Origin of the sequence: Streptomyces noursei (genome assembly GCF_001646665.1) — a bacterium.
Taxonomy (GTDB): Bacteria; Actinomycetota; Actinomycetes; order Streptomycetales; family Streptomycetaceae; genus Streptomyces; species Streptomyces lavendulocolor.
The window spans coordinates 44307-69875 of record NZ_LWBU01000347.1 but is presented as its reverse complement, the minus strand read 5'-3'; the positions used below and the strand labels follow the sequence as shown (position 1 = coordinate 69875).

Annotated in this window: 20 protein-coding genes; 11 read left to right on the top strand and 9 right to left on the bottom strand. The window is 74.1% G+C overall.

Annotated features, from left to right (window positions below):
* Nucleotides 1–8: 8 nt before the first annotated feature.
* From A4V12_RS23960 to A4V12_RS23935, 6 genes are all read left to right on the top strand, one after another.
* Entirely contained in the window at nt 9–440 is a 432-nt protein-coding gene (locus A4V12_RS23960; RefSeq protein ID WP_064071470.1) for a hypothetical protein, read from the top strand.
* Nucleotides 437–4309 carry a WD40 repeat domain-containing protein gene (locus tag A4V12_RS23955; RefSeq protein ID WP_064071469.1) on the top strand — a complete coding sequence of 1291 codons (3873 nt, stop codon included), beginning with the start codon at nt 437–439 and terminating at the stop codon, nt 4307–4309. Before A4V12_RS23960 ends, A4V12_RS23955 begins: the two co-directional genes overlap by 4 nt.
* Nucleotides 4310–4478: 169 nt before the next feature.
* On the top strand, nt 4479–5339 hold the full coding sequence (locus A4V12_RS23950; RefSeq protein WP_064071468.1) for an ABC transporter ATP-binding protein: 861 nt from the start codon (nt 4479–4481) through the stop codon (nt 5337–5339).
* A complete protein-coding gene (locus A4V12_RS23945; RefSeq protein ID WP_064071467.1) occupies nt 5336–6322 on the top strand; it encodes an iron-siderophore ABC transporter substrate-binding protein in 987 nt (328 codons plus the stop codon). Before A4V12_RS23950 ends, A4V12_RS23945 begins: the two co-directional genes overlap by 4 nt.
* Before the next feature lie 21 nt (nt 6323–6343).
* On the top strand, nt 6344–8407 hold the full coding sequence (locus A4V12_RS23940) for an iron ABC transporter permease (protein WP_064071466.1): 2064 nt from the start codon (nt 6344–6346) through the stop codon (nt 8405–8407).
* Nucleotides 8408–8593: 186 nt separating this feature from the next.
* Nucleotides 8594–10030 carry an MFS transporter gene (locus A4V12_RS23935; RefSeq protein WP_064071465.1) on the top strand — a complete coding sequence of 479 codons (1437 nt, stop codon included), beginning with the start codon at nt 8594–8596 and terminating at the stop codon, nt 10028–10030.
* Nucleotides 10031–10049: 19 nt separating this feature from the next.
* Here A4V12_RS23935 and A4V12_RS23930 read toward each other — a convergent pair whose 3' ends face one another.
* Nucleotides 10050–11897 carry a glycoside hydrolase family 15 protein gene (locus A4V12_RS23930; protein WP_064071464.1) on the bottom strand — a complete coding sequence of 616 codons (1848 nt, stop codon included), beginning with the start codon at nt 11895–11897 and terminating at the stop codon, nt 10050–10052.
* Between the two features lie 587 nt (nt 11898–12484).
* Nucleotides 12485–13489, bottom strand: a complete 1005-nt coding sequence (locus A4V12_RS23925) for an NADP-dependent oxidoreductase (protein ID WP_064071463.1) — start codon at nt 13487–13489, stop codon at nt 12485–12487.
* 100 nt (nt 13490–13589) lie between these two features.
* On the opposite strand from A4V12_RS23925, the gene A4V12_RS23920 reads away from it, so the two are divergent.
* Nucleotides 13590–14489, top strand: coding sequence for a LysR family transcriptional regulator (locus A4V12_RS23920; RefSeq protein ID WP_064071462.1), 900 nt, complete (start codon nt 13590–13592; stop codon nt 14487–14489).
* 337 nt (nt 14490–14826) lie between these two features.
* Here A4V12_RS23920 and A4V12_RS23915 read toward each other — a convergent pair whose 3' ends face one another.
* Together A4V12_RS23915 and sigK are read right to left on the bottom strand one after the other, a co-directional pair.
* Nucleotides 14827–15573, bottom strand: a complete 747-nt coding sequence (locus A4V12_RS23915; RefSeq protein WP_064071461.1) for an anti-sigma factor — start codon at nt 15571–15573, stop codon at nt 14827–14829.
* Complete coding sequence (sigK, locus tag A4V12_RS23910) at nt 15570–16094, bottom strand: ECF RNA polymerase sigma factor SigK (RefSeq protein WP_064071572.1); 525 nt, start codon at nt 16092–16094, stop codon at nt 15570–15572. Before sigK ends, A4V12_RS23915 begins: the two co-directional genes overlap by 4 nt.
* A 401-nt stretch (nt 16095–16495) precedes the next feature.
* Between sigK and A4V12_RS23905 the strand changes: the two genes are divergently transcribed.
* On the top strand, nt 16496–18121 hold the full coding sequence (locus A4V12_RS23905; RefSeq protein ID WP_064071460.1) for a molybdopterin-dependent oxidoreductase: 1626 nt from the start codon (nt 16496–16498) through the stop codon (nt 18119–18121).
* An 86-nt stretch (nt 18122–18207) separates the two neighbouring features.
* Nucleotides 18208–18846, top strand: a complete 639-nt coding sequence (locus tag A4V12_RS23900) for a fasciclin domain-containing protein (protein ID WP_064071459.1) — start codon at nt 18208–18210, stop codon at nt 18844–18846.
* A gap of 118 nt (nt 18847–18964) precedes the next feature.
* Here the strand turns inward: A4V12_RS23900 and A4V12_RS23895 are convergent, their stop codons facing one another.
* On the bottom strand, nt 18965–19930 hold the full coding sequence (locus A4V12_RS23895; protein ID WP_064071458.1) for a GlxA family transcriptional regulator: 966 nt from the start codon (nt 19928–19930) through the stop codon (nt 18965–18967).
* An 85-nt stretch (nt 19931–20015) separates the two neighbouring features.
* Between A4V12_RS23895 and A4V12_RS23890 the strand changes: the two genes are divergently transcribed.
* Together A4V12_RS23890 and A4V12_RS23885 are read left to right on the top strand one after the other, a co-directional pair.
* A complete protein-coding gene (locus A4V12_RS23890) occupies nt 20016–20756 on the top strand; it encodes an HD domain-containing protein (RefSeq protein WP_079137288.1) in 741 nt (246 codons plus the stop codon).
* Between the two features lie 103 nt (nt 20757–20859).
* Entirely contained in the window at nt 20860–21426 is a 567-nt protein-coding gene (locus A4V12_RS23885; protein ID WP_064071457.1) for a GNAT family N-acetyltransferase, read from the top strand.
* Here A4V12_RS23885 and A4V12_RS23880 read toward each other — a convergent pair.
* The 4 genes from A4V12_RS23880 to A4V12_RS23865 are packed head-to-tail and all read right to left on the bottom strand — an operon-like array spanning nt 21402 to nt 25516.
* Nucleotides 21402–22175 carry a nucleoside 2-deoxyribosyltransferase domain-containing protein gene (locus A4V12_RS23880; protein WP_064071456.1) on the bottom strand — a complete coding sequence of 258 codons (774 nt, stop codon included), beginning with the start codon at nt 22173–22175 and terminating at the stop codon, nt 21402–21404. The genes A4V12_RS23885 and A4V12_RS23880 overlap by 25 nt on opposite strands.
* Complete coding sequence (locus A4V12_RS23875) at nt 22165–23019, bottom strand: alpha/beta fold hydrolase (protein ID WP_064071455.1); 855 nt, start codon at nt 23017–23019, stop codon at nt 22165–22167. The genes A4V12_RS23880 and A4V12_RS23875 overlap by 11 nt, the downstream gene beginning before the upstream one ends.
* Entirely contained in the window at nt 23016–24002 is a 987-nt protein-coding gene (locus A4V12_RS23870) for a macrolide 2'-phosphotransferase (RefSeq protein ID WP_234372321.1), read from the bottom strand. Before A4V12_RS23870 ends, A4V12_RS23875 begins: the two co-directional genes overlap by 4 nt.
* On the bottom strand, nt 23999–25516 hold the full coding sequence (locus tag A4V12_RS23865; protein WP_064071454.1) for an amino acid adenylation domain-containing protein: 1518 nt from the start codon (nt 25514–25516) through the stop codon (nt 23999–24001). The genes A4V12_RS23870 and A4V12_RS23865 overlap by 4 nt, the downstream gene beginning before the upstream one ends.
* Nucleotides 25517–25569 lie beyond the last annotated feature (53 nt).

The window sequence follows — 25569 nt, the reverse complement described above, 5'->3', positions numbered from 1 at the left end:
GGAGAAGCATGGAGACGAGTGTGGAACTCGCCGGCCTGGCATCGGTGGCAGCGGCGCGTCTGATCGATCTGCTGGCGACGGACGGCTGGGCCGCGGTCAAGTCCTCGGTCCTGTCACTGTGGCGGTCCGCGCACCCGGAGCGCGTCGAGGAGGAACTCGGCGAAGCACGGGGCGAGTTGCTCCGGGCACGGCGGACCGGTGACGGGCAGGAGCTCCAAGGGATGCTGGTCGCCGAGTGGCAGGCCCGCATCGTCCGGCTCATGGCCACGCGGCCGGACGCCGTCGAGGAGCTGCGCGCGCTGCTCGGCGGGGAACCGCGCTCCGCCGGAGCCCCGGAACAGCTGATCACGGGCTCGATGACGATGGAGGCACATGTCTCCGGCGGCGACGCCTACCTGGCGGGCCGGGACATGACCGTCACCAGAGGCGGACAGGCGTGACGGAACGCGGCACCGGCGCCCCGTCCCCCGACGGGCCGCCCCTCTGGCAGCCGAAACGGCAGGAGGCGAGCGCGACCGGCGGCGGCAGCGTCTTCCAGGCCGGCCGAGACCTCCACGTCCGCTACGGCGCCGAGGGGCGAAGAACCGTGCCCGGCCCCGGAGCCGACCGGGTGCTGTGCCCGTACCCGGGCCTGGCCCCGTTCGGCGCGCAGCACAAGCAGTGGTTCCACGGCCGTGAGCGCATGGTCCACCTCGTGTGCGAGCGGATGGACGCCCGGATGCGTGAAGGGGGCCCGCTGGTGCTGATCGGCCCCTCGGGGGCCGGGAAGTCGTCCCTGCTCGCGGCCGGGGTGCTGCCGGCCCTGGACGACGGCCGGTTTCCGGTGGCGGGTTCGAGCACGTGGCCGCGGCTGCTGCTGACCCCGACGGCGTCCCCGGCCCTCGCGCTGGCCACCGCCGCCGGGCTCGACGCCGGGGCCGCCCGGAGCACGGCGGCGGCGTGGCGGGCCGATCCCGCACGGTGCCTCGCCGAACTGCGCGAGATCACCGGGGCCGGCGACCCGGCGCCCACCGGGGACGCCCCGCCCGCGGGACTGGTCGTCGTGGTCGACCAGTTCGAGGAGATCTTCACGGCCTGCGGCGACGAGACCGACCGGCAGTGGCTCATCGACGTGCTCGACCGCTTGGCCCGGCCCACGGGCGGTGCGGTCGTGGTGCTGGGGGTGCGCGCGGACTTCTACGCCGCGTGCACGGCCCATCCGCAGCTCCGGGCGGCACTGCGGGCCGGACCGGTCCTGCTGGAACCGATGACGGAGGACGAACTCAAGGACGCGATCCGCCGCCCGGCCGGCAGCGTGGGCCTCGACGTCGAGGACGGCCTGGTCGAGGTGCTGCTGGCGGACCTGGGGGCGGTCGGCGGACCGGTCGGCACCAGCACCACGGGCCGGCTCCCGCTGCTCGCGCACGCCCTGCGGGCCACCTGGCAGCAGCGGCACGGGCACACGCTCACCGTGGACGGCTACCGCGTCACCGGCGGCATCCAGGGCGCCATCGCCACCACGGCGAACAGGCTCTACGACATCCTGCCGCCGCCCTGCCAGGAGGCCGCGCGGTGGGTGTTCCTGCGGCTCGTCATCGTGGGGCGCGACGCCGACGACAGCCGCCGGCGCGTCCGGTACGACGAGCTGCTGCGTCACGCGCCGGACCGGGAAGCGGCCGTCAGGGTCCTGGACGACTTCACCCGCGGCCGGCTGCTCACCCGGGACCAGGACACGGTCGTGATGACGCATGAGGTGCTCATCCGCGCCTGGCCCCGGCTGCGGGGCTGGATCGAGCACGACCGCAGCGGGAACCTCGTACGGCAGGATCTCGAAGAGGCGGCCACGCACTGGGAACGGGCCGGCCGGGAGGCGGCCGCGCTGTACCGCGGCAACCGCCTGGAGGCCGCACTCGCCTGGGCCGGGACGCACGGGCCGGAACTCAGCGCCGCCGCCCGGGCGTTCCTGGCAGCCGCCCGCCACCACCAGCGGCGCGGGCAATGGCTCCGGCGCGCCGCGGTCGCCACCATCACCGCCCTGGCCGTGATCGCCTCGCTGACCGCGGTGTTCGCCTTCCGGCAGGAGTCCCGGGCCCTGCGCGCCCGCGACCAGGCCGTCAACGCCGCCGTCACGTCCGCGTCCGTGCAGCTGGCGCCGACCGATCCTTCGCTGTCCGCCCAACTCGCGCTGACCGCCTATCGCATGGACCCGACCGCGGAGGCGGCGTCCCGGCTCATCAGCACCGAGAACACACCGCTGGCCACCCGGCTGCCCGGCCCGCAGGGCGCGGTGAACACCGTGGCCTACAGCCCCGACGGGCACATGCTGGCGGCCGGGCATTACCGCCAGAACACCGTCCGGTTGTGGGACGTCTCCGATCCCGGCCGTCCGGTGGAGCTGGGCCGGCCCATTTCCGTGAGCCGTTCCGTGGCGTCGATCCGGTCGCTCGCGTTCAGCCCGGACGGCCGGGTGCTGGCCGTCGGGGGCCACTTGAGCGACAAGGGGGACGGTGGTTCCGGCGGATTCGTCGACCTGTGGGGCCTGACCAGCCCCAGTCACCCGGTCCCGCTCGGCCGGCCGAAGGCTCCCGCCATTCGGGGTTTCGACGCCGCGACGGCCGTCGAATCGCTGGCGTTCAGTCCCGACGGCCGCACCCTGGCCGCCGGATGGCACGCCGGACTCGTCAGCCTGTGGAACGTCACCCGCCCCGACGACGTCGACCCCGCGGAACCGCCCCTGAACCTCGGCTGCCCCGGAGTCTTCTCCGGTCGCATCGCGTTCAGCCCCACCGGGCGTACCCTGGCCGCCGCGTGCGACGACGAGGCCGGCACCATCAGCCTGTGGAACACCACCGACCCGGCCCGCCCCGGCCGGGGCCGTTCCGTCAAGGCCGGGCACCACGTCAAGTCCGTGGCGTTCAGCCCGGACGGCGGCACCCTGGCCGCCGGGTCCAACCCCGGCAGGGTCCACCTGTGGAAGGTCGCCGATCCCGGCCGCCCCGCCCCTCTGGGCAAGCCGCTGACGGGTCCCACCCAGTCCGTCACGTCGGTGGCGTTCAGCCCCGACGGTCACACGCTGGCGGCCGGCAGCGCCGACCACACCATCCATCTGTACAACGTCACCCACCCCAAGGCCATCGGCCTTCTGGGCCGGCCGCTGACCGGTCCCGGCGACGCGGTGACCGACGTGGTGTTCAGCCCGGACAGCCGCACCCTCGCCGCCGGGAACCACGACGGCAACGTCGATCTGTGGAATCTGCCGCCGACCCGGATCGTCGGCGCCGGCGGGAACGTGGCATCCGTGGCGTTCAGCCCGGACGGGCGGACCCTGGCCGCTGGGAACCAGAACAACACCGTCTCGCTGTGGGACACCACCGACCCCAACCACCCCGTTCCCCGCGGCGATCCGCTCACCGGCCCCGACGACCCGGTCGACGCCGTGGCGTTCAGCCCGGACGGCCGCACCCTGGCCGCGGGCGACAGCGGCGGCACGGTCACCTTGTGGAACGTTACCGATATCAGCCATCCCGTTCGCCTCCGTGAGACCCTCACCGGGGCGGACGGGCTCATCTTCTCGCTGGCGTTCAGCCCCGACGGCAACACCCTGGCCGCGGCCGGCGACCACAGGTCCGGCAGCATCGCCCTCTGGGACGTCAGTGACCCCGCACACCCCGTCTCCCGGGCCGGCATCTCCAATTCCCGTACGTCGTCCGTCATGTCCCTGGCGTTCAGCCGCGACGGCACGATGCTGGCGGCCGGCGGCGACGGCAGCAACGGCACCGTCGGACTGTGGAGTACGACGGCCCCCGGGGTCCGCATCGGGCAGCCGATCGACCAGCCGACCGCCACCAGCACCTGGGTGGCGTTCAGTCCGGACGGCCGCACCCTCGCCACCGGGAACAGTCGCGGCACCGTCACCCTGTGGGATGCCACCGACCCCCACCGCCTCTCGCGCAGGGGCAGCCCCCTGACCGTACCCGGGGGCAGCCTGTGGTCGGTGGCCTTCAGCCCGGACGGGCGCACCCTCGCGGCGGCCGGCCACACCGACAGCGGCACCATCCACCTGTGGGACGTCTCCGATCCCGACCACCCCACCGCCATCGGCGGGCCGCTGACCGTGGAGACCGGATTCGTCGCCGTCCTGGCGTTCAGCCCGGACAGCCGTACCCTGGCCGCCACCACCGACGACGGCGTGGCCACGCTCTGGGACCTGGACGTCGAGTCCGCCATCAGCCGCATCTGCGCCGGGAGCTCCGGCGCCCTGACCCGGCAGCAATGGAGCCGGTACGTCGTCCCCCTGCCCTACGACCCGCCGTGTGCGGCCACCCGGTAGGGCCTGCCCGGCGGAGGAGAGCCGCCACCCGGCACGAAGTCACGCCTCTCACGGGCGGATGAGGGCCTATGTCGGCGCGATGTGGTCCGAGCTTGGCTTATTTCAGCCTTGTCTCGGTGCGGTGGCTCCGCCCTTTCACTTTCAACTAAGGGTAGGCTAACCTCACGGCGTGCATGTTGGTGAAGAGACCTCCGCGGCCGGACGCCCCCGTGGTCATGAACTGTCGGCCACGGGTGTCACCGTGGCGTACGACGGCGTCGACGTCGTCCACGACGCCTCGCTGACGCTGCGGCCCGGCGAGGTGACCGCCCTCGTCGGACCGAACGGCAGCGGCAAGTCGACGCTCCTGCGTACGATCGCGCGCCTGCAGCGGCCCAGGACCGCGGAGCTCGTCATCGACGGCGACACCGACGGGCTCGCGCTGAGCCCGCGCGAGTTCGCCCGCATGGTGGCGCTGCTGACGCAGGGCAGGCCCACGCCCAGCGGGCTGACCGTCCGGGACGTGGTCGAGTTCGGGCGCTACCCGTACCGGGGACGCTGGGGCAGGACCGACCCGGGGGGCGCCGCCGCCGTCGACCGTGCGCTCGCGCTCACGGGCGTCGCGGAGTTCGCCGAACGCGGGGCCGAGCACCTGTCGGGCGGACAGCTCCAGCGGGTGTGGCTCGCGGGCTGCCTCGCGCAGGAGACGGGAGTACTGCTCCTCGACGAGCCCACCACCTACCTCGACCTGCGCTACCAGGTCGAACTGCTCGACCTCATGCGCGACCTGGCGGACCAGCACGGCATCGCCGTCGGCGTCGTCCTGCACGACCTCGACCAGGCCGCGGCCGTCGCCGACCGGATCGCCCTGCTCCAGCAGGGACGGATCGTCGCCGACGGCAGACCCGAGGACGTCCTGACGGCGCCACGGCTGACCGAGACGTACGGCATCCGCATCGACGTCGACACCGACCCCCTCACCGGCCGGCTGCGCACCCGGGCCATCGGCCGGCACCACTCGCGAAGCGAAAGGCTCAGCACCCCCTCATGAGACGACACCTGGTCACCGCCGCGGTCCTCACCACGGCGGCCCTCACCCTGACCGCCTGCGGGACCACCGAGCCCGCCGCCGACGGCAAGACCGAGAAGACCGCCGAGCGCATCACGCTCACCGACGCCTCCGGGCAGAAGGTCGAACTCGACGGCCCCGCCAAGAAGGTCGTCGGGACCGAGTGGCACGAGGTCGAGCTGCTGATCTCGCTGGGCGTGGACCCGGTCGGCGTCGCCGACGTCAAGGGCTACAAGACCTGGGACAGCGCGGTCCCGCTGAAGAACGAGCCCAAGGACATCGGCACCCGCGGCGAGCCGAGCATGGACACCATCGCCGCCCTGAAGCCGGACCTCATCGTCGCCAGCACCGACCTGCCGCCGGCCGCCGTGAAGCAGCTGCGCAAGGTCGCCCCGGTGGTGGAGGTGAAGTCGGCCGACGCGGCCGACCCGATCGGGCGGATGACGAAGAACCTCGACCTGCTCGCCCGGGCCACCGGCACCACCGAGAAGGCCGGCGAGCTGAAGAAGCGGTTCGAGGCGAAGATCGAGGAAGGTAGGAAGGCCCTCGCGGGAGCCGGACTCGCGGGTGCCAAGTACGCCTTCGCCGACGGCTACCTCGTCTCCAACCAGACCTCGATCCGCCCGTTCACCGGCGGCTCGCTGATCGGCGCGGTCAACGAGAAGCTCGGCCTGAAGAACGACTGGACGGTCAAGGGCGACCCGGCGTACGGCCTCGGCACCACGGACGTGGAGGGCCTCACCAAGCTCAGCGCCGACGTGCACTTCGCCTACATCGGCAACGACGGCGACCGGAACAGCACCCCGTTCACCGGCGCCCTCGCCAAGGACAAGGTGTGGACCTCGCTGCCGTTCGTCAAGAAGGGCAACGTCCACCGCCTGCCCGACGGCATCTGGATGTTCGGCGGCCCCGAGTCGATGAACCAGTACATCGACTCCGTCGTCACCGAACTGACGAAGAAGTAGGGAAGAGGAGCCAGCAGCACCATGGCCGTCACCGCGACCACCCCCGCCACCCCTCCGCCGGCGACCGCGTCCCGCACGGGCGCCGCCGCGGTGACGGCCGCACTGCTCCTCCTCGTCGCGGGCCTCGCACTCGTCGACATCACCCAGGGCACCGCCTCCGTCGGCGCCCCCGAGGTCCTCAAGGCCCTCACCGGCCGCGCCGACACCGCCGACGCGTCCGTCGTCATCGCCTCGCGGCTGCCGAGGATGACGGCGGGGCTGCTCGTCGGGGTCCTCCTCGGCATGGCGGGCGCCGCCCTGCAGACGGTCAGCCGCAACGTCCTCGCCGCGCCGGACACCCTCGCCGTCAACGCCGGCTCCTACTTCGCCCTCGGGCTCACCGCCGCCACCGGCCTCTCGCTGCCGCTGCTCGCCTCCTCCGGCGTCGCCTTCGCCGGCGGACTCGCCGCCGCGGCCGTCGTGCTCGGACTGTCCGGCCTCGGCACCGGCACCATCCGCCTCGTACTGGCCGGCAGCGCCCTCACCCTCGGGCTGACCGCCATGACCGAGGGACTGGTCCTGCTGTTCCCCCAGGAAGCCGAGGGCGTCTACCACTGGAACCAGGGCAGCATCTCCCAGAACGGCTTCGACGGCGTCCTGCAGATGGCGCCCATCGGCGCCGTCGGCCTCCTCGGCCTGCTGCTCCTCGCCCGCCGGGTCGACGCCCTGGCCCTCGGCGACGACGCCGCCCGCGGCCTCGGCGTACCCGTACGCGCCACCCGCATGACCGCGGTCGTCCTCGCCGCCCTGCTCGCCGCGGCAGCCGTCACCCTGGCCGGTCCGGTCGGGTTCGTCGGCCTGTGCGCCCCGGCGCTCGTTCGCCCCCTGGCCCGCCGGTTCCGCGGCTTCGCACGGTCCCGTGCGGGCATCCCGGCCGCGGGACTCGTCGGCGCCGGGCTCGTGCTCGGCGCCGACGTGCTGCTGCGCACCCTCGTGCCGGCGGACACGGCCGTCGCCGTGCCGACCGGCGTCGTCACCAGCCTCGTCGGAGCCGTCTTCGTGACGGTCATGGCCGCACGACTGCGGGACACCGCCGGCGTCGCCGCCGACAAGCTGCGCATCAGGAGCCGCACCGCCTTCCTCACCGTCGCGTCCGCCCTCGTCGCGACACTCGTGGGCGTGATCGTCGCGGCCGTCCTCCTCGGCGACGCCAAGCTGCTCCTCGGCGACGTCACCAACTGGGCACTGGGCCGCGCCGGACAGACCGTCGGCTTCGTCCTGGACACCCGTGTGCCCCGCGTCCTCGCCGCCCTCCTCGCGGGCGCCGCCCTCGCCCTGGCCGGGACGCTCGTCCAGGCCGTGACCCGCAACCCCCTCGCCGAACCCGGCATCATGGGCGTCTCCGGCGGTGCCGCCCTCGGCGCCGTGCTCCTCGTGACCACCGTGCCCATGGCGAGCGGGTGGGGCGTCGCCGGTGCCGCGTTCGCGGGCGCCGCGGCCGCCTCCGCCCTGCTCTTCGGACTCGCCGCGCGCGGCGGATTCCAGCAGACCCGGCTCGTCCTCGTCGGATTCGCCATCCACTCGGGCGCGGCCGCCCTCGTCAGCCTCCTCATCATCCTCACCGACCCGTTCAACGCCACCAAGGCGCTCACCTGGCTCTCCGGCTCCACGTACGGCCGGACCCTGCCCGACGTGGTGCCCCTCGCCGCCGCCCTCGCCATCGGCGTGGCCGTCGCGGTCGCCCGGCGCACCGAACTCGACCTCGTCTCGCTCGACGAGGACACCCCCCGCCTCCTCGGCCTCGACCTCGGACGCGGGCGCCTCGGCTTCCTCGTCCTCAGCGTGCTGCTCAGCGCCACCGCCGTGGCCGCCGCCGGCACCATCGGCTTCGTGGGACTCGTCGCCCCGCACGCGGCCCGCGCCCTCGTGGGCCGCCGGCACGCCCGCGTGGTACCGGTCGCGGTGCTCCTCGGCGCCGTCCTCGTGTGCACGGCGGACCTGGTGGGCCGCACCGTGATCGCACCGGCCCAGCTCGGCGCCGGTCTGATGACCGCGGTGATCGGCACGCCGTACTTCCTCCACCTGCTGGTGCGCAGCCGCCGGTAGGAAGGCGCCGCAACCGGCCCGGCGCCACCGGACCCACGACCTCGTGGCGGTGACGAAACCGGCCGGGTACTGCGCGTCTTCGTCGTGACGGCAGGCACTCGTGGGACGGTCATGGGGAGGCCGCGCCGATCCACGGGAGCGGCCCCGGGCGGTCCTTGGACCGGGCGAGCGGACGGGACGGGCGGTATGGCGGGATCGGCTGCTGCGGGAGCGTCGGGACCCGCGCCGACGGCTCGGCGTGTCCTGGCACCGCTGGCGCTGGCACAGTTCATCTGCAGCTTCGCGGGCTCGAACATGAACGTGATGATCAACGACATCAGCGAGGACCTGGACACCACGGTGCAGGGCGTGCAGGTCGCGATCACGATCTTCCTGCTGGTGATGGCCGCACTGATGATCCCGGGCGGGAAACTGACCGACAAGTGGGGGCGCAAGCGCTGCCTGCTGGCCGGGCTCGTGATCTACGGGGCGGGCGCGGTGCTCAGCGCGGTGGCGCCGGGACTGGGCGTGCTGATCATCGGCAATTCGATCCTGGAGGGCGTGGGTACGGCGCTGCTGATCCCGCCGGTCTACATCCTGACCACGCTGCTGTTCACCGACACGGCGTCCCGGGCACGGGCGTTCGGCGCGATCATGGCGATGGGCGGCATCGGGGCGGCCGCGGGCCCGCTGATCGGCGGGCTGATCACCAGTGGGATCAGCTGGCGGGCGGCGTTCGTGTTCCAGGCGCTGGTGATCGTGGTGATCGTGGTGCTCAGCCGCGGGATCGACGATCCGCTCCCGCCCGACCCCGCTCGGCCGTTCGACACCGTCGGGGCGGTGCTGTCGGCGGCGGGCCTGGTGCTGCTGGTGACGGGCATCCTGGCCGTCGACAACAACGGGTGGCTAGCGCTGGGCCTGCTGCTGGCCGGTGCGCTGGTGCTGGTCGGCTTCTTCGCCCGGGTGCGCGGCCGTGAGCGCGCCGGCCGGGAGGCGCTGCTGTCGACGGACCTGTTCCGCGACCGCACCTCCAACCTCGGTCTGGTCACCCAGAACACGCAGTGGCTGATGCTGATGGGCGTCTCGTTCACGGTCGCCGCCTACCTGCAGGTCGTACGCGGCTACGACGCGATCCGGACGGGCGTGATCTTCACCGCCGCGACCCTCGGCATCCTCGCTTCCTCCCTGGCTGCCGAGAAGCTGGCCCGGCGCCGTGCGCAGCGCACCCTGATCATGGCGGGCTTCGTCGTGACGACGGCCGGCATCGCGGTGCTGCTGGCCCTGGTCGCCTGGAAGCCCGGTGCCTGGGCGTTCGCCCCCGGCCTGCTGCTGATCGGGCTGGGTCTGGGGGTGATGCTCACTCCTTCGGTGAACGTGGTCCAGTCGTGCTTCGCCGAGACGCAGCAGGGCGAGATCTCCGGCCTGTCCCGCTGCGTCTCCAACCTCGGCTCCTCGCTCGGCACGGCCGTCGCGGGCACGATCCTGGTGTCGGGGCTCAGCAAGGGCGCGTACGCGGCGGCGATGGGGGCGCTCGCGGTCGTCGGGCTGGTCGGACTGACCGCCGCGGCTCTGCTGCCGCGCGTTCCCCGGCCCCCCGCCGCCGGAGCCGGCAGGGCGGATCCGCCGGGTGCGCCGCGCCGGTGACCCCGGCGGGGCGCGTCCGTCAGCCCGGCTCGTTCTCGGCGCGGTCCAGCTCCTCGTCCAGGGCGATCGCCGCGTCGATGAGTGCCAGGTGGGTGAACGCCTGCGGGAAGTTGCCGAGTTGTTCGCCGGAGGGGCCGATCTCCTCGGCGAACAGGCCGACGTGGTTGGCGTACGTGAGCATCTTGGAGAAGGCGTAGCGGGCCTGGGTGAGGCGGCCGGCCCGGGCGAGTGCCTCGACGTACAGGAAGCTGCACAGGTTGAAGGTGCCCTCCGACCCCCGCAGGCCGTCGGGTGAGGCGGCGGGGTCGTAGCGGTAGACGAGGCTGTCGCTGACGAGTTCGCCGTCCATGGCGTCGAGGGTGCTCAGCCAGTCGGGGTCGGTGGGGGTGAGGAAGCCGACCTTGGGCATCAGGAGCAGGGACGCGTCGAGGACGTCGGTGTCGTAGTGCTGGACGAAGGCACGCCGTCCGTCGTCCCAGCCGCGGTCGACGATCTGCCGCAGGACCTCGTCGCGTGCGCCCAGCCAGCGGGTGAGGTCGCCCGGGCGGGAGTGGGCGGAGGCGAGCTTGACGGCACGGTCGAAGGCGACCCAGGTCATCAGACGGCTGTACGTGAAGTTCTGGCGCCCGCCGCGGGTCTCCCAGATGCCCTCGTCCGGGCGGTCCCAGTGGTCGGCGAGCCAGTCGATGACGCGCGCGAAGGCGTGCCAGCCACGGATGCCGCCGATGTCCTCGGCCTGGGCGAAGGCGAAGGCGGCCTCGCCGTAGATGTCGAGCTGGATCTGGTCGGCGGCGGCGTTGCCGGCCCGTACGGGGGAGGAGCGGCGGTAGCCCTCCAGATGGTCCAGCACCTCCTCGGCGATGTGCGGTTCGCCGTCGACGCGGTACATGATCTGCAGCGGTTCGCCCGAGGCGGTGCCACCGGCGTCCAGGCGGTCGCGCAGCCACCGGCGGAAGGCGTTCGCCTCCGCGGAGAAGCCGAGGTCGATCAGGGACCGCACCGACAGGGAGGCGTCGCGGACCCAGGTGTAGCGGTAGTCCCAGTTGCGCTCCCCGCCGATCTGCTCGGGCAGTCCCATGGTCGCGGCGGCGATGGGGGCACCGGTGGGGGCGTAGGTGAGGAGCTTGAGGGTGATGGCGGAGCGCGTGACCATCTCGTGCCAGCGGCCGCGGTAGCGGGAGGCACGCAGCCAGTTCAGCCAGAACGCGCTGCACGCGTCGAAGTCGGCGAGGATCGCGTCGGTGGTGGGCGTCGCACCGCCGGGAAGGCCGCTGAGGCCGCCCGGGGTGCCGGTCTCGCTGGTGAGGACGACAGCGGCCCGTTCCCCGGCCCGGAGGGTGAAGCGGGCGGAGACGTCGGTGCCGTTCGGGTGCAGGGCGATCGGAGGAGTGACCTGCAGGTGCAGGTCCGTGCCGGGCCCCCGGAACAGTGCGGACCCGTCGTCCAGCCGGGTCAGCCCGTGCGGTGCCCGGCCGTAGTCGAAGCGCGGCCGGCAGATGAGCTCGAACGGCATGCTGCCGCGCACCACCCGCGCGACCCGGATCAGCCGGTGCCGGGCGGACGGTGTCGCCGACGGGTCCGGTGGCATGAAGTCGACGACCTCGCCGACACCACCTGGTGTCATGAAGCGGGTGATGAGGACGGCGGTGTCGGGGAGGTAGAGCTGGCGCACGGTGGCCTCGTCCCCGACATCGGCGGCGAGGCGGCAGGAACCGCCGCGGTCGCTGTCGAGCAGCGAGGCGAACACACTCGGGGAGTCGAACCGGGGGGTGCACCACCAGTCGAGGGTTCCGTCGGAGGCGATCAGCGCCGCCGTCTGCAGATCACCGATGATGCCGTGGTCCGCGATCGGGGGGTAGTCGTTCACAACGCCTCCTCGGCCCTCCGCGCCGGCCGCCGGCGCGCAGCCTCCTCGCGCCGGCGCGGCACCGGCGTGATCCCGCCGGTGGCCGCATCCCACGTGTGGCCGAGGGTGCCGGCACCACGGCCACGTACCGGCCGTTGTGCCCATCATCGCGACACCGGGCGCCCCCAGCCACCGCTGGCCGGAGCACCCCCGCGCCGACGGGGCGGCGGGGCCGGGGCGAGGGCGGCCGTCACCGGGCGCCGCGACCGAACGCCGGGGGCGAGGCACGCGCGCCCCGGGGCGGACCACGACCGACGAGGGGGCGGGGGACCTGGGGCGGCGGCACGCGTCTGCCGCTGCGGCACACCCGCCGCCGAGGGTGCAACGGACCGGAACGACGCGACGAGGGCGCCGGCCGGTGCCTGATCGGATGGCCGGGACGCGGGCTCGTGCCCGGCCGGTCGCCGGATCGCCGGGATGCCTGCCTGGGCATGACCGGACCACCGGGGGGACTGCGCGGCTGCCCGCCGGGCCCGACCGGGCACGCCCGGTCCGGGCATCGCCGCGTGCGGGGCGACAGGCGGGTCCGCCGCCTTGCCGAGCCGGACCTACGCGCGGTCCCGCACGATGGTCTTTCCCGTGTTCCGGCCGTGCAGCATGCCCACGAACGCGTCCACGATGTGCTCGAACCCGTCCACCACCGTCTCGTCCAGCGCCAGCCGGCCGCTCTGCAGGTGGGGCACCGCGAACTCGTACAACTCGTCCTGCAGACGCCGGTAGTTGCTGACGAGGAAGCCCTCCATGCGGAGGCTCTTCTCCACGACGTCCGCGTGGTCGAAGTGCGGCGGGGGCGCGTCCGGGGTGTTGTAACGGCTGATGGTGCCGATCCGGACGATGCGCCCGAACTCGCGCAGTGCGCCCACCGCGGCGGCCAGTTGTTCCCCGCCGACGTTGTCGACGTAGACGTCGATGCCGTCCGGTGCGGTCTCGGCGAGCAGTGCGGAGGGGAGGCCGTCGTGGTGGTCGAACGCCGCGTCGTAGCCCACCTCCCGGGTCAGATGATCGACCTTCGCCGCCGAGCCCGCGCTGCCGACGAGCCGGCCGGCGCCCATCAGCCGGGCGAACCGGCCCGTTGCGGTGCCGACGCCGCCGGCCGCGGCGGAGACGAAGACGTCGTCGCCCTCGCGGAGCCGGGCGATGCGGGTGAGACCCACGTACGCGGTCAGTCCGGTGCCGCCGAGGACGCTCAGGTAGGCCGTCGGGGGGACCTTGTCGAAGCGGGGGAGTCTGCGTGTCTCCTCGGGCCGGACCACGGAGTGGGTGCGCCAGCCCTGCCGATGGAACACGATCTCGCCCTCGGGCAGTTCGGGCGTCCGCGAGGCGACGACGCGCCCGAGGGTCCGGCCCTCGAGCGGTGTGCGGAGCGTGAAGCCGCCGGGCACGTCGTCCATCATCTCGCGGTGGTACGGGTCCACGGACCAGTAGAGGTTCCGCACGAGTGCGGTACCCGCCGCGGGCTCGGGGATCGCGGACTCGACGAAGGCGAAGTCCGCGGTGGTGGGGAAACCGTGGGGTCGGGCGGTCTGCTGGACGGTGACGGCGATCTCGGTCATGCCGGGACCGTAGAACGGGAATGGAGCCCTCGGGCAGGCGGTTGGGCTCATGCGACGCCCCGTTCCATGAGCAGTTCTCATACCTTGAGGTGAGCGCCCCGTGGCCCGCACGACCGACACCGATCTCGCTCCGCACGAACTGCGCGTTCTGGTGGCGGTTGCGGATGCCGGCGGCTTCTCGGCCGGGGCCGTGGCGCTGGGCCTGACACAGTCCGCGGTCTCCCACTCGGTACGCGGCAGTGAGCGCAGGATCGGCGCCGTGCTGTTCGAACGGGGCCGCAGCGGTGCGAGACCCACCCCGGCGGGGGAGAAGGCCGTGGCGCATGCGCGCCGTGTACTGCGGCTCCTGGACGTGCTCGTCGCCGAGGTGCGGGAGGCCGCCCGGGCCGAGGCGAAGCAGGGGCCGGAGGGCCCGCTGCGGATCGCGGCCTTCCGCAGCACCGCGCTGCACCTGCTGCCACCGGTCCTGCGGCGGCTGCGCGCGCGGTACCCCGGGATCGAGCCTCAGGTGCGGATCGTCCGTGAAGTCGGGCGCGGCACGGCGGGCGAAGTGGCCGACGGGCGGTCGGATCTCGCCATCGCCACCCTGGACGGGGCGCAGATGCCGGCGGGGCTGGTGGCGAGCGAGCTCTTCGAGGAGAGCTACTCCTTGGTGCATCCGGCCGGACACCCTGACCCGCGCTCGCTGCCGCTCGTCGACTGGGCCGAGAACTGCGGCTCGTACACCCGGGCCTGGTGGAGCGCGCAGGACTGGATCCCGAAGGCGACGATCGAGGCCGAGGACGACGGCGCGGTGCTGTCGCTCGTGAGCGGTGGGCACGGAATGGCGATCATGCCCGCGCTCTCCCTGGCCGGAGCGACGGACGCGATAGAGATCACCGATCTCGGTCCGGAACGCCCGACGCGCCGCGTCGGCTACGCCACCACCCCGGAGCTCGCCGGATCCGCCGTCGTACGGGCCCTGGTGCGGGAGTTGCGGTCCGCCGGTTCCGCCCTCTGACTCCGACGGGCGGCGGCCGCCGGTCGGGCCGGGACCACAGCGGAGCCGAATGCGGTCACCGAGGTGTTCGAGCACCAGACGGCTGCCCCGTGACCTCCGGCAACCGCTCGCGGCTGACACGCCGTGGAGGGAACCCGAACCTCTCCGGCACGCGGGCCGGCGCCGCGTCGGACGACGCCCGCCTGTTGCCGAGCATCGCGAGCCGGGTGCCCGGGCTGCGGGGGGCACCGCCTTCGACGAGGCCGTCCGGAACGCGGCCGGGGCCGCTGGTCGTCGTGCGGCGGCGCCTCACGCCCGCGCCGGGCGGCCTCGGCGGGGCCGGCGGCGCGGGCGGGGGTCACGCGGTCAGGGGCATGAGGAGCAGCGGGGCCGTCGTGGGGCGCGGGGAGCCGCCGTCGGGTTCGACGGTGAGCCCGACCGCTTCCGCGCCGGCGGTGCCGCCCTCGATGAGCACGGTTCCGTCGCCGTCGACGAAGCCCGCCGGACGCATGGTGCCGTCGTGGTCGAGCCACAGTTGGTAGGTGGTGCCCCCCGCCGGTGCCGGCAGGCCGGCGGCGGTGAAGACGGCCCTGTCGCGGGCCGGGGAGGACACCACCGTGGTCAGCGCCCCGTTGGAGGTCCTGCCGTGCACGGTCCGGGCATCGGGCGCGGCGAGGATGCTGCTGATCGCGTCGAGGCGCTGCTCGGCCCGTCCCGCGCGCTGCTCGGCCTCCCGGTTCTGCTGCGTCTGCCACACCGCGACGCCGCCGAGCGCCGCCGCCGCCACGCAGGCGGCCAGGGCCAGCGGTACGGCCCTGCGGCGCAGGACGCCCGAGAGGCGGGAGGGGGCCGTGGTGGCCACGCGCGGCGGCAGCTGGCGCACGCCGTCGATGGCGGACATGACCGCCGGCTTCAGGGCGGGCGGCGGGGCCTGGGAGACGGCCGCCGCCAGCCGGGCCGCGGTCGCCTCGAACTCCGCGGCCTCCTGCCGGCACGCCTGGCACTCCCGGAGGTGCGCGGTGAACTCCCGCCGCTCGTCCGGTTCCAGGGCTCCGAGGGCATAGGCGGCGGCCAGGGTGTGGGCATCGGATGCGTGGTGCTTCATGTGGTCACCCCCATGCAGTCGCGGAGCCGGATCAGCCCGTCGCGCATGCGTGTCTTGATCGTGGGAAGCGGCGTGCGCAGGGTCTCGGCGACTTCACGGTAGGTCAGGCCCCGGTAGTAGGCCAGGGTCACGGCCTGGCGCTGCAGCTCGGTCAGGCCGCTCAGGCAGCGGCGTACCTGCTCGCTCTCCAGCCTGGTCTCCACCTGCTCGGCGACCTCGTCGAAGGCGGTGTGGTGCTCGCGGGACGCCTGGGCCTGCTCGCGGTCGGCGGACGCCTGCGCGGAGCGGACGCGGTCCACGGCGCGCCGGTGGGCGATCGTCCCCGCCCAGGTGGTGACGCTGCCGGCCTCGGGCCGGTACCTCGCCGCCTGCCGCCACAGCTCGATCATGACTTCCTGGGCGACCTCCTCGCCCTGCGCCCGGTCGCGCACGACCCTGACGACGATGCCGAGGACCAGGGGTGCGAGGGCGTCGTAGAGGACGGAGAAGGCCTGCTTGTCCCCGTGGGCCACCTTCTCCATGACCTCGGCCAGGCCGCCGTCCCCCGCGGAGGAGGAAGCGGAGGCGCAGGCGGGGGCGGGGGCCGGGGCGGGAGCACCGGCACCGGAGGGAAGCGGTCGGTTCACCTGCGCCGCTGCTCCTGACGTGAGAAGGCGGAGTCGCGGCCAGGCGCGGCCGTCGGGGGGCGAGTCATCCATCGCATGCCGGTCCTTGTCCCTGGGGGCGTGAGAGAGGGGCGGGCGGAGCCGACGCTCCGGGCCCCGGGAGGTGTGTGAAGGTGTCGCTCTCTTCTTCGTAGCCGTCCGGCATGCGGATGGGAGAACTTTCCGGTGCCCGCCGTCACCCGGGGTGAACCCGGTCGTGCGGAGGTTCTTCTCACTCGTTCGGGTGGCCGACCCATCCGTCCGGCGGTCTCCGACGAATGCCGGTCGTGAGCACTTTCCGCAGCGGTCCGCACCGCACCGCCGTCGGCGCGACGGCCGGCCTCCTGGCCGCCTTCGCCGCCCTGGCCGTCGCCGAGCTGGTCGCGGGCCTGGTCAGGCCCGCCGCCGGACCGGTCACGGTCGTCGGCGGCGCGGTCATCGACCGCACCCCGACGCCGGTCAAGGACTTCGCCGTCCGCACCTTCGGCGAGGACGACAAGACGGTGCTCCGGCTCGGCATCCTCGCGGTCCTGGCCCTGTTCGCCGCCGCACTCGGGATCATCGCCCTCCGCCGCCGGTGGGCGGGCCCCGGTGGCGTCCTGCTCTTCGGGTTCATCGGGGCGGTCGCGGCCGCGAGCCGTCCCGACGCGCAGGGCGCCGGGGACGTCCTCCCGTCGCTCGCCGGCGCCGCGGCCGGTGCCCTGGCCCTCCACGTCATGCGGGAGCAGGCCGTCCGCGGGGCCACCGCGCAGGACGCCGCGGACGGCCCGGACGGCAGCGGGGAGGACGTGGGCGGCGGCGGAACCGGCGGGGGCCGGAACCGGCGCGGGTTCCTCGTCGCCGCCGGTGCGACGGCCGCCGTCGCGACCACCGGCGGACTCCTCGGGCGGTACGTGTCCGGCCGGCGGGCCCGCGGGGCCGTGGCGTCACGCGAGGGGCTGGTGCTGCCCGCTCCCGCGTCGCCCGCACCGCCCGTACCCAGGGGCGTCAGCCTCCCGGTCCCCGGCATCACCCCGTACACCACACCCAACGCGGACTTCTACCGCGTCGACACCGCCCTGGTGGTGCCCAAGGTCGACGCGGGAGCGTGGCGGCTGCGCGTCCACGGCAAGGGCGTCGCCCGCCCCCGGACCTTCGGTCTGGACGACCTCCTCGCCCGGCCGCTGATCGAGCGGGACATCACTCTGACCTGCGTGTCGAACGAGGTCGGTGGCCCCTACGCGGGGAACGCCCGCTGGCTCGGCGTCCGCCTCGACGACCTGCTGGCCGAGTGCGGCGTCGTGCCACCGTCCCGCGGTGGAGGCGCCGACCAGCTGGTGGCCCGCTCGGTGGACGGCATGACGCTGGGCTCGCCCGTGGAGGACGTCATGGACGGCCGCGACGCGATGCTCGCCGTCGGCATGAACGGCGAACCCCTGCCGTTCGACCACGGCTTCCCCGTCCGCATGCTCGTCCCCGGCCTCTACGGCTACGTGTCGGCCTGCAAGTGGATCGAGGACATCGAACTCACCACCTTCGACGCCTACGACCCCTACTGGGTCGAGCGCAAGTGGGCCCGCAAGGCGCCCGTCAAGACGCAGTCGCGCATCGACACCCCGAAACCCTTCGCCCGGATCGCGGCCGGCACCGTCACGGTCGCCGGCGTCGCCTGGGCCCAGCACCGCGGGATCACCCGCGTCCAGATCCGCGTCGACGACGGCCCCTGGCAGGACGCCGACCTCGCCGTCCGGAACACCACCGACACCTGGCGCCAGTGGTCCCACCGCTGGCCGGCCGCACCCGGCGGGCACCGCATCACCGTGCGCGCGACCGACGCCACCGGCAGCGTCCAGACGGAACGGCGCGCGCCCACCGTCCCCGACGGCGCGACCGGCCGGCACAGCGTGTTCGTCACCGTCACCTAGACCACCGGAAGCGCCTGGCGCCGTCCGGAGCAGCACCACCCGTCCCTCGCTGAACAAGTGATCCACCCATACAAGGAGAAACCGTGATGAACTCCCCGCGTATCCGCCGTGGCGCCCTCGCGCTGGCCGCCGCCGCGCTCCTCCCCCTCTCGCTCGCCGCCTGCTCGGACTCCGGCAGTGACACCAAGGCCTCCGCACCCGCCTCGGAGGCCGCCGGACCGGCCACCGGGAACGCGGCCCCCGCGACCGGGGACCAGCCCTTCGGCCCCGCGTGCGCCGGCGTCCCGAAGGAGGGCGCGGGCTCCTTCGACGGCATGGCGAAGGACCCGGTCGCCACCGCCGCCTCCAACAACCCCGCCCTGTCCACTCTGGTCACCGCCGTCAAGCAGGCCGGTCTGGTCGACACCCTCAACAACGCGCAGAACATCACGGTGTTCGCCCCGACCAACGACGCCTTCGCCAAGATCCCGAAGGCCCAGCTCGACAAGGTCCTCGCCGACAAGGAGACGCTGACGAACATCCTCACCTACCACGTCGTCGGTGAGAGGCTGACGCCCCAGCAGCTGGAGAACGGATCCTTCGAGACCCTCCAGAAGGGCATGCTCACCACCAAGGGATCGGGCGAGGACTACACCGTGAACGACAGCTCCAAGGTCGTGTGCGGCAACGTCAGGACGGCGAACGCCAACGTCTACATCGTCGACACCGTCCTCATGCCCAAGTAGTACGCACCCTCCGTACGCCCCGCGCCCCCCGGCGGCCCGCCGTCCCCCTCACCCGGACGACGGGCCGCCGACGGGCCGTCGGCCGGGCGGGCCGGGCGGGTCGGCCGGGCGGCGGCCGTCAGCCGGCGAACGTACGGCGGTAACGCGACGGCGTCGTCCTGGTCAGCGCGGTGAAGTGCACGCGCAGCGACGCCGCGGAACCGAAGCCACAGCGGTGGGCGATGTCGTCGACACCGAGACGAGTGGTCTCCAGCAGGACCCGCGCGCGGGCCACACGCTGCGCCGCGACCCAGTTCATGACGCTCGTGCCCGTCGCGGCAAGGAACCTGCGGCGCAGCGTCCGCGGGCTCATATGGCTGTGCCGGCTGATCGTGCCGAGGGTGAGCGGCTCGTCCAGGTGCGTCAGTATCCAGGTGGTCACGGCGGTGATGCCCGGGTCGCCGGCGGGCGGGAGCGGCTCGATGAACTGCGCCTGCCCGCCCTCCCGGTGCGGCGGTCCGACCAGGAAGCGCGCCATCGCGTTCGTGGTCGCCTGGCCGTGGTCGAGCCGCAGCAGGTGCAGGCACAGGTCGGCCCCGGCCAGGACACCGGCGGAGGTGAAGACGCCCGTGTCCTCGACGTACAGCTCCGCCTCACGGACCGTCACCGACGGGTGACGGTCCCTCAGCAGCCGCGCCCAGTGCCAGTGGGTGGTGGCGCCCCGGCCGTCCAGGATCCCGGCCGCGGCCAGGGCGAACGCGCCGGTGCAGATCGACACCATGCGGCTGCCGCGGTCGTACGCCGCGCGCAACCGCCGCACCAGCTCCGCGTCCGGGGGCCCGGTGGGGTCGTCCACGCCGGCGACGATCACCGTGTGGGCCACCTCCAGGCGGTCCAGCGGCTCGACCACGTGCGCCAACGGCGCCCGGTCCGCCAACGGTGGCCCCACCAGCGACAGTTCGTAAGGGGAGCCACCGGCCCGGGAGGCGGTCAGCTGGTCGGGCCAGGGGCCGAACACCTGCTGGGGGATGGCGACGTCCAGGGGGACGAAGCCCGGCTGCACCACCACCGCGACCTTGGCCGGATCCTTGGGCTCCTTGTCCACATGGCCATCGTACGGCGGCCCCGGTTCCTCCTAGCGTGGGCGCTGTCGCACCGATCCGGCGACCGCACACCGAGGAGAGCGCCACATGCACGCCCAGAACCCGACCCGCACCGGCCGCCCCGGCGGGGGGCGCCCCGACCCGGCCGCCGGGGGCGGTGGCACGGTGACCCCGCTCGACCGCCTCCCGGCCGTCCTGGGTTCCTGGCCGCGGACACCGGCCGCACAGGCCGCCCTCGCCCTCGCCGCCGAGCATTCGCCCGCCCACCTCCTCAACCACTGCGTCCGCAGCTTCTTCTACGCCCGTGCGATCGCCGCTGCCAGGGGACTCGTCGCCGGGACGCACTACGACGAGGAGACGCTGTTTCTCGCCACGGTGCTGCACGACATCGGCCTGACCGAGGAGGGGCGGGGGCCGAACCGGTTCGAGGTGGACGGTGCGTTTCGCGCCGCCCGCTTCGCCCGGGACCACGGTCTGTCCGACGCGGCCGCCGACCTGATCTGGGACGCGGTGGCGCTGCACACCTCGGCCGGGATAGCGGTCCACAAGCAGCCGGTCGTCGCCCTCGCGCACCTCGGCATCGGCGCCGACGTCTTCGGGTTCGCGGGCGAGGAACTGGACCGGGCGGTGCTCGACGCCGCGCACTCGGCGTTCCCCTGGCTGGACCTGCGGGAGCGGATCCTTCAGGACGTGGTCCGCCAGATCGACGAACAGCCGTCGAAATGGGCCCCCATGTCGTTCGTCGACGACGTGTACCGGAAGTTCCGGCCGGACAACCCCTTCCCGCGGCTCGACGACCTCCGCGCCGCTCCGGTGGTTCCGCACTGACCGGTGCCCACGGCCTCGGCGGCGCCGGGGGCGGGGCGGGGGGCGGGGCGAGGGGCGGCCGAAACATGCCGTCGGGCGGTCGGGGTGGCCGTAGCGTCGCGCCATGACCACTCTTGACGACACGGCTTACCGGTACCGCACCAGTGTCCCGGGGGACGCCGAGGCCATCGAGGCACTGGACGGGTCCTTCACCACCGACACCGTCTTCCGCGTCACCGCCACCGGGGACGGCTTCACCCTGCGGGAGGTGCCGGTGGACCCGCCCCTGACCAAGGTGTTCCCCGACGACGACTCGGACGACGGGGAGGACGGCGAGGACGGCGACCCGGACTCCCGGACGTTCGTCGCGTACGGGGACGCCGGCGACCTGGCGGGCTTCGTGGCCGTCTCGTACTCCGGCTGGAACCGCCGGCTGACCATCGAGGACATCGAGGTCGCCCCGGAGCACCGGGGCCGCGGGGTCGGGCGGGCGTTGATGGGGCTCGCGACGGAGTTCGCCCGCGAGCGGGGCGCCGGGCACCTCTGGCTGGAGGTCACCAACGTCAACGCACCGGCGATCCACGCGTACCGGCGGATGGGGTTCACCTTCTGCGGCCTGGACACCGCCCTGTACGACGGCACCCCCTCGGACGGCGAGCAGGCGCTCTACATGAGCATGCCCTGCCCCTGAGCGGCCAGCAGGCGCACCACGGACGGCGCGGCCCCGTCGCCCGGCGCCACCGTGACGGTCAGCAGCCAGGCCGGATCGGCGCCGGGGGACGGAGCCGGCTGATACCACTCCACCCGCGCGTCCAGCAGCCGGAGGCCCGCCGCACGCCCGTCGGCGTACCACCTCCGGAAGGGCTCCGAACGCCACACCGGGAGCGGGACCGCCCGCTCGCCCCCGGTGCGGCGGCCGCCCGTGCCCACCGCGCGCAGGGCCGCCTCCGCGGCCCCCGGCAGGGTGCGCTCCACCGGTACGCCGCGGGTGTCCGCGAAGTGCAGCAGATAGGCCATGCGTTCGGCCTCCGGGGGCGTTCCCAGCACGGCGCGGCCCGAGTCGTACCAGGCTCCCCACTTGATGTTCGAGACCAGTCCGGGGAGCCGTGCCATGTCCCGGGGGATCCAGAACAGCACCACGTCCGACCGGTGCATCGCCTCCTCCTCCCAGGCGATCTGGTCGGCGTACGCCGGGTAGTCCCCGCCGTCCGCGGGCTCCGGCAGGAAGACCGCCAGCCGCCCGGGCCCGGCCCAGGCGGCGCGCAGCGCGGCCACGGCGGCCGGGCGCCACGACGGCTCCGCCGGGTCGGTGGGCGTGGGCCCGCACAGGTACACGGAGGCGTCCCAGGAGTCGGGGGCCTCCCGGCCGACGTACACCACCTCCACGGAGGCGGAGGCGGGGTGCGTGGCGGGTGTCGTGGGGAGGGAGTCAGTGGACACGGGGTGCTCCGTCGGCGTCGGTGGTGTCGGTCGTGGTGAGGGCGGCGAGGGTGGCGAGGAAGTCGAGCAGGAGGGCGTTGAAGGCGGCGGGGCGTTCCAGGAACCCGAGGTGGCCGGTGTCCGCCAGCTCCGTGTAGCGGGCGCCGGGAACCGCGGCGGCCACCTCGCGCCCCAGGTAGGCGGGGGCCAGCACGTCGTCGGCGAAGCCGACCACCAGCACGGGCGTCGTGATCCGCGCGTACGCGGCCAGCCGGTCCGGGACCGGCGGGCGGGGGCGGTGCGCGGCGGAGGTGCCGCTCAGGGCGGCGATCTCGAACAGGTCCAGCCATTCCGTGACCGCGCCCTCGTCGGCCAGGGTCCGGGGGGAGAGGTTCTGCACCAGCCGTACGAACGCCTCGTACTCCGGCGGCAGTCGGTTGCCCGCCCGGGCCGGTGCCGTCCCGGGCGACGCGGACCCGGCGATCGCGGTCTCGGCGATCGCGGTCTCGGCGCGGGACAGCGCGTCACCGACCGCGTCGGGCCGTCCCCGTGTCGCGGCCAGCACCGCACCGCTCGCCAGGTGCGGATCGCTCACGAGCAGCTCCTGCACCGCCAGGGCGCCGAGGGAGTGGCCGACCAGCGGGCAGGGCGGCAACCCGAGCGTCGCGACCAAGTCCCGGACGATGGAAACGAGTTCCTGGACGGGGGAGCCGGCCGCGTCGTGGTCGAAGGTGATCACCTGGTGGCCCGCCTCGGTCAGCGCGGGCACCTGGTGGTGCTCCCAGATCCGGCCGTCGCCCCCGGCGCCGGCGACCAGGACCACCGGCCGCCCCGTGCCGTGCACCGTGTACGCCGTGCCGCTCACCGGGCCAGCCTCCGCAGCGCGGTCTCCACCCACGCCGGGCGACCTGTGTCCAGGCCCCGCAGCGCCACGTGGACCCAGAGGAACGACGCCCGGGCCAGGACGTGCGCCCGCATGCCGTCCCGGACCTCGCCGCCCGCCGCCCGGTAGGCGTCCAGGAGCCGGTCGAGGACGTCCGTGCCGCCGGCGTACAGCATGTCGACGAAGTCGGCCGCCGGGTCGCCGACGCCCGCGTTCGCCCAGTCGAGCAGACCCGACAGCGCCGGGGGGCCGGAGGGACGGGACTCCACCAGGGTGTGGCCGGGGTGCACGTCGCCGTGGACGAGCACCAGCCGGTCGGGCCACAGGCGGTCGTCGTCCAGCCACTTCCGCCACCGTGCCACCCGGTGGGCGGGAAGCTCCAGTTCGGCCCGGGCGCGGGCCAGCTTGTCCGCGATCCGCGAGCGTACGGTCCCGGGGTCCGCCGGGTGCGCGCCCGGCAGCTCCCACGTGCCGTCCAGCGGCGTGGAGTGCACCGCCACCAGGCAGCGGGCGAGCGGCTCCAGGTAGCGGTCCGGCCGGGCCAGCGGGTCCATCGACCAGCCGTAGACCAGGGTCTCCGGGTCCTCGCTGCCCGCCGCCACACCGGGGAGGCGGGGGTAGGCCACCAGTTCCGGCGTGTGCAGCCGCCAGTCGGGCACCGGAACCGCGACCCGGCCGCGCACGGCGGCCAGCACCGCGCCCTCGACGGCCAGTTGGGCGGACGCCTCCGGCCGCCTCGGCCGGCGCAGGATCCAGTGCGTGCCGTCGGTCGCGCGGATGTGGACGACACGGAAGTCCCAGCCGCTGTCGTCGGCCCGCGCGGACCCGGGCACGAGCTCCACGCCGAGCCGCCGCGAGGCGTACGCGGCCAGCTCCGCGGTATCCGCGCCCGGGTGCGCCGCGGTGTCCGTGCCGGGTGGTGTCGTGGCGTCGGCACCGGGTGGTGTCGTGGCGGCGGCGCTCATCGGGCGGCCTCCACGGTGCCCAGGTGGCGGTCCCGGGTGGCGTTCCGGTCCACCTTGCCGGTGTGGGTGCGCTCCAGCGCGTCGACCGGCACGATCAGGCCCGGCACCAGGTGCGGTGCCGTCGTCCGGGTCAGGCGCTCGCGGATGGCCGCGGCGACCTCGCCCGGCGCGAAGTCCGGCAGGGGGACGAAGAACGCGGCCAGTGACGAGTGCCCGGCGCGCTCCACCCGCGCGGCCGCGACCGACGACACCCCCTCGCACCGCCCGATCAGCGCCTCGACGTCGAGCAGGTCCACCCGGAAGCCGCGGATCTTGACCTGGTGGTCCGAGCGGCCCCGGAACACCAGGAGCCCGCCCGCCGCCTCGCCGACCAGGTCACCGGTGCGGTACCAGCGGGTGCCGTCCCGTTCGGTGAAGCGGGCGGCCGTCGCCCCCGGGTCGTCGTGGTAGCCGAGGGCCAGGCCGGGGCCGGAGACGTACAACTCGCCCGACCCGTCGACCAGTTGGCCGACGTGCGGCAGCGGCAGCCCGATCGGCAGGTCCCCGCCGGTCTCCGGCAGCACCGGGGCGCCCGGCCCGGCGAGCTGCAACGCGTGCGTGACCAGCGCGGTCTCCGTGGAGCCGTAGGTGTTGAGCAGCCGGACGTCCTCGGCGCCGCGCACCCGGTTCCAGCGCTCCAGCATGTCGGCGCGCACCGCCTCCCCGCCGATCACCACGGTGCGCAGGGACGCGGGCAGCCGGGCCCCGTGATGCAGCAGATCACCCGTCAGGCTGTCCCAGAAGCCGGTCGGCAGGACCGCGACCGACACCTGCTGCTCCTCCGCCACCCGCGCGAACCCCTCCCGCGCCCCGTCGTCCAGGACGAGGGTGCCGCCACCGGTCAGGGTCGGCAGGATCTCCTCCAGGCTGGTGTCGCCGCCCACGCCGTGGAAGTGCAGCACGGATTCGCCGTCGCCGATGCCGTACAGCTCGCGCAGCGGCGGCACCACGGCCGCCGGGGCACGGTGGGGGACCACCACGCCCTTCGGCTCCCCGGTGGACCCGGAGGTGAACAGGACGTACGCCGGGTCCTCGGGCCGCGGCAGCCGCGCGGACGCCCGCCCGGGTGACGCGGACGGCCCGGCGGCCGGCGTCCAGCGGGGCCGGATCACCTTCTCGACCGGGGGCTGCCAGCCGGTCTCCGCGGTCGCCACCGCCTCCCGGCACCCGACCCGCCGCAGGATCTCCTCCAGCCGGGGCTCCGGATGGTGGGCCTCCAGCGGGACGTACGCCCGGCCCGCCGCCAGCACGCCGAGGATCGCCGCCACATCACGCGCCGAGTGGTGCGCGACGACCCCGACGGGCGGCTGGGGCTCCGCCGTGCGCGGCTCCACGGCACCCGCCACCCGTGCCACCCAGGCGGCGAAGGTGCCGTAGGTCAGGACGAGACCGTTGTCGACGACGGCCGGCCGGTCCGGATCGTCGCGTGCCGTGTCGAAGAACGGTTCCAGAAAGGAGGGTGCGGAGGACTCCATTGTGAATTCCCGGATTCTGTTGGAATATTGGCGGGTGCGTATTGTTGTGGAAC